The sequence below is a fragment of the Belliella filtrata genome, assembly GCF_022549775.1.
GTDB classification, from domain to species: Bacteria; Bacteroidota; Bacteroidia; order Cytophagales; family Cyclobacteriaceae; genus Belliella; species Belliella filtrata.
This window is the reverse complement of sequence record NZ_JAKZGP010000115.1, coordinates 1-5255: the sequence shown is the minus strand read 5'-3', so window position 1 is coordinate 5255 and position 5255 is coordinate 1. Positions and strand designations below refer to the sequence as shown.

The 5255-nt window shown below is 35.7% G+C and carries 2 protein-coding genes; both read left to right on the top strand.

The window, feature by feature from the left end:
- Positions 1–492: 492 nt before the first annotated feature.
- Positions 493–3618, top strand: a complete 3126-nt coding sequence (locus MM239_RS20505; protein ID WP_241350198.1) for a SusC/RagA family TonB-linked outer membrane protein — start codon at positions 493–495, stop codon at positions 3616–3618.
- A 12-nt stretch (positions 3619–3630) separates the two neighbouring features.
- Positions 3631–5073: a RagB/SusD family nutrient uptake outer membrane protein gene (locus MM239_RS20500; RefSeq protein ID WP_241350197.1), complete on the top strand. Its 1443-nt coding sequence runs from the start codon at positions 3631–3633 to the stop codon at positions 5071–5073.
- Positions 5074–5255: the final 182 nt, after the last annotated feature.

The following is a 5255-nucleotide window of genomic DNA, read 5'->3' as shown; positions in this document are numbered from 1 at the left end:
ACTATACCCAGAGAGGGTACCGCAAAAAAACTAAATTTTCAGCCTACTGTCTTAGTTGCCTTAAGGCAACTAAGACAGTAGGCTGAAAGAAAGATTTAACCTTAGACACAGTTTAATGAACTATCCCTATCTCATAGTATGAAAATTTGATTTTTAGATATTTTTAAAAATGGAAAGAATAATTTTATAATATTATGAAAAATATGGAAAAAGGTATGGTGTCTTATTGATAGTTCATCCTTTTATTGCTTTTCGTTGTGTTAAATAAAGTTAAAAAAAAATTATATTTTATTCACTTTATTTTAAAGCCGTTGTTTTTCTAAAAAACTGGAGATTTAGAGGTGTTGATGATATAAAATTCTGTTTTTGAAAAAAAAACATAAATTATAAAACGAACTTTATTCATTACTCAAGTGTAAAATTTTATATTTTAGTTGTATTATATCAGGTTATTAGATAAAATTGAGTATCGTTAAACCAAAAAAATATAATATGAAAAAAGTTTTACTCAGCTTTGTGCTAGCTGTTTTGACAGTATGCACTGTCTCAGCACAGAGTCGGACAATAACCGGTAAGGTATTGTCTTCGGACGACAATGTGCCAATTCCAGGTGTCAATGTTGTGGTCAAGGGAACCTCTGTGGGCTCATTTACTGACATGGATGGGAACTATCAGATCGATGTCCCTCAAAATGCAACGGAACTCTCATTTAGTTTCGTAGGATATGCCACCAAGAATGTTTCGGTGGGAAATCAGTCAGTGATAAATGTAAGTTTGGATGCTGATATTGCAGCTTTGGGAGAGGTAATCGTAGTAGGTTACGGCGCACAATCGAAAAGGACTGTTACAGGTGCTATTTCGTCTATTGGTAGTGAAAAGATAGCTAATACTCCAATTCAATCTTTTGATCAAGCACTCCCAGGAAAAGTAGCAGGTGTTAATATAATTATGCCTAATGGTGTTTTGAATAATAGACCAGTAATTAGAGTAAGGGGTGTGAACTCACTTAGTTTGAGTTCTTACCCTTTGATTGTAGTAGATGGTGTTCCTACCTACACTGGGGATTTATCTACAAACTCAGCTGCTAACAACCCACTAGCAAATATCAATCCAGCTGATATTCTTTCGGTAGAGGTCTTGAAAGATGCATCTGCTGCCGCTATTTATGGTTCAAGAGCATCAAATGGAGTTATCCTTGTTACTACTAAAAGAGGAGAGGAGGGTGCTTCCAAAGTTACTTTTGATTCATGGGTTGGAGTTACTGAACCAGTAAGGTTATTTGATCTTCTAAATGCAGAAGAATATATGATGATCAAAAATGAAGGTAGGAGAAATGCTGGTCAGGCAGATGCTTTTTTTCCTACACTTGATGCAAACGGTAATGTTGTTGATACAAATTGGTACGATGTTATAATGCAAAATGGTATTGGTCACTCTCAAAACTTGGGTATTTCTGGGGGGAATGCGAGAACTAATTACTATTTTTCAACTGGTTTGACACAGCAGCAAGGTATAATCAAAAGGAATGAATTTGATAGACTAACTGGAAGATTAAATATTGATCATAAAGTATTCGATTGGTTTACTGTAGGAGCAACAATGAATTATACCAATACCGAAAATAGAGCTCCAAATACTGGATCACTTCCAGGACAAGGGTTTAATACAGCTGGTTTAGGTAGGATTCCATTGGTTACAGCACCTAACGTTCCAGTTTTCTTACCTGATGGTGGTTACAACATTACACCTAATAATCAGTTGGGTCAAGGCAATAACTTGGTTCAGTCAGGATTTGTGAATCCTCAAGCAATCTTGGATTTGAATAGAATGTCTTCAAGTAATAATCACATTTTAGGTTCAGTTTATGGCGATATAAAGATCATGGATGGATTGAATTTTAGGTCAACTTATGGTATAGATAATCTTACAATTGAAGATCAGACATTTTATACTGCCCTTCATGGTGATGGATTTGGTTCTGGTGGACTCGCTGCCAATACCTATAGAAGCTTAAATAGATGGAATTTCCAGAACACGTTGAATTACAATACAGGAATTGGAGATGACATTGATATTACTTTACTAGTAGGTAATGAACAACAATATACTCAAGATGAAAGATGGGGTGCTCAAAGAACTGTGATTGCTGATAATTTCTTTGAATCTTATCAAGGTAATTTTACTACTATTGTCCCATTAAATAACTTGCAAACTGAAAATTACCTAGTTTCTTTCTTTGCAAGAGCAAACGTAAATATCAGCAATAAGTATTTGATATCCGCAAATGTAAGAAGGGATGGATACTCTGCCTTCGCTTTAGGTAACAAATATGGTAATTTCTGGGGAGCATCAGCAGGTTATATTTTATCAGAAGAGAGTTTTTGGAAAAACTCAAGCTTATCCAATACGCTCAACTATTTTAGATTAAGAGCATCTTATGGTTTAGTTGGGAATAATGGAGTAGGTAACTTTGCATCTTTGGGTCTTTATAACACTGGATTGTACGCAGTTGATCCAACAATTATTTACTCACAACCTGCGAACTCAAACTTGTCATGGGAAACAAGTCAGAAATCAGATATCGGTATAAATTTCGGAATGTTCAATGATAGATTAGAAGGTGAAGTGACTTGGTACAATAACCTTGTTGATGGTTTGATTCTACCAGTCCCTCAAGCACCGTCAAAAGGTGTCCCAGGTGGCTCTATAGATACTAATATTGGATCAATGGTCAATAGAGGTATTGAAATGCAGGTTAATTATAAAGCCATAAATCGTCCGAACTTTAAGTGGGATATAGGGTTTAACTTCTCCACTTTGAAAAATGAGGTGTTATCACTAGATTCAGATGATTCTCAGATCCTTTCAGCAACAGCTGGTCTGGAAACAGTCAACATTACTAGAGTAGGAGAGTCTGTTGGGAGTCTTTATGTGGTAGAAACTAGAGGTGTAAACCCAGAGAATGGAAGAAGAATTTTTGTAAGAAGAGGTTCAAATGGAGAAGAAATTTTGGTTCAATATGATCATCTTGGAACAGGATGGACAACATTGGATGGTCAGCCTTCTGCGCAACCTACTCAAAATGCTGATGGGATAATTATGGGTCCAACTATACCAACTTGGTTTGGAGGGTTTGATAATACCTTTAGATTTGGGAATTTTGATTTTAATGTTTTGATTCAATATCAAGGTGGAAATTACATTTATAATGGGACTAAAGCTGGTTTGAGAGATATGAGATTCTGGAACAATCACAGAGATGTTTTGGACAGATGGACTCCTGAAAATACTCAAGGGAGTATTCCTAGAATTGTTTATACAGACAATATTTCAAATGGGTCAGCTTTTCCAATTTCTGAGAATGTAGAAAGAGGAGATTTTCTAAGAGTCAGAAACCTTGCTTTGGGATATTCATTACCAACAAATATTACGCAAAGATTGAAAATTGGAAATATGAGGGTTTATGCTCAGGTTCAAAATGCATTTTTGATAACTGGATATTCTGGATCAGATCCTGAAATTTCAACCAATGGTAATGCTCCTACTTCTTCGGGTGTAGACAGAAACTCAATCGGTCAAGCAAGGGTGTATACAATAGGTTTAAACGTTGGTATTTAAATTGAAATGAAAATGAAAAATATATTTAGAATATTCCTTGTTTGTCTTGTACTTTTAAGTACTTCTTGTAATGAAGATTTACTTACTCCAGTACCTCCGACACAATTCTCAGATTTAGTTGTCTTTGATTCTCCTGAAAGAATCGAGCAATTGATGAATGGTCTTTATGCTACTGCTAAAAATGGTCAATTTCTAGGTGGTAGATATTTCGTTTATAATGATATACGAGCAGAAGAGTTTTCAAATAGGACTACTAATGGCGTGACAGGTTTTTCTACTTGGCAGCATACTACAGTATCTACGACTAATGAGGTAGTCAATTTGTGGGAGGTCGCTTATTTATTAATAAACCGAGCTAATATCTTTATAAATGGAGTTTCAAATACTTCTACTATTCCAAATGATCAAATACAAGCATATGTTGCTGAGGCAAGATTTTTAAGAGGTATGACCTATTTCTATTTGCTACAGTTATATGCAAGGCCATACACCTTGGATAATGGGGCTAGCCCTGGGTTACCATTAAGGCTACAGCCAGAACTTGATGATCAAAATAATGACCTTGCAAGATCGACTGTTGCTGAAGTTTATGCTCAGATATTAGATGATCTTAATTTTGCTGAAACTAATTTGCCTTTAACGAACGGCAGTAATTACAGCAATACCACAAAGGCTCACAGAAATACAGCTATAGCATTTAAGACTAGGGTCTATTTGGTCATGGGGCAACATGCTAATGTGATTACAGAAGCAAATAAAATCGTTTCTCAATCTGCTCCTTTTACCGCATCATCTGGAGTTCCTCATGCATTGCAGGCAAACATAAATGACGTGTTTTCACCTCCTTACACAACAACAGAGAGTATATTTTCAATGCCTTTTACTGATTTAAATCTTCCAGGTACCCAAAATGGTCTTGGTAGTTATTATAATCCAGGTCCTAGAGGTATTGGAGATTATTCTTTGAATCTGCAAACAGGTGTATTTACAACTAGTGTTTTTGATTCACAAAATGACGCTCGTGCAGGATGGATGTTTTTCAATACTTCCAATGAGTTTACCTATTTGAATAAATTTCCAGTTGGTCCTCAACACTTAGACTATGCACCTGTAATCAGATATGCAGAAGTTTTATTAAATCTATCTGAAGCTTTAGCAAGATCAGGTCAAGATAACGCTAGAGCTTTAGCGCTATTAAATGCAGTTAGGACACGTTCAAATCCTTCTGGAGCTTTAAGTGGGTTGAGTGGAAATCAGCTAGTTGATGCAATCATGGCAGAAAGAAGATTGGAACTTATTGGAGAGGGTTTTAGATCAATTGATTTGCTAAGAACTGGTGCTACAATTCCAGGCAAAGAAAATGTTGCATCCGTTCCACCAACTTCACCTAATTACATTTGGCCAATTTCAGCTAATGAATTATTATTTAATAATCTAATGACTCCTAATAATTAATTTGAAGGTGACAGATTTATAAATTCAATTAAACTTAAAAGCCAGATTTATTTCTGGCTTTTTTTATGTGTGCCGTGCATGGTAACTAACTAGGTGGTGAAAGTCCACTGTGGGGGTTTGTAATCGCCAACCACTAGCCAATAGCAAGGGTGTCCATTGTGAGATGGAATCTGAAGGAAGCT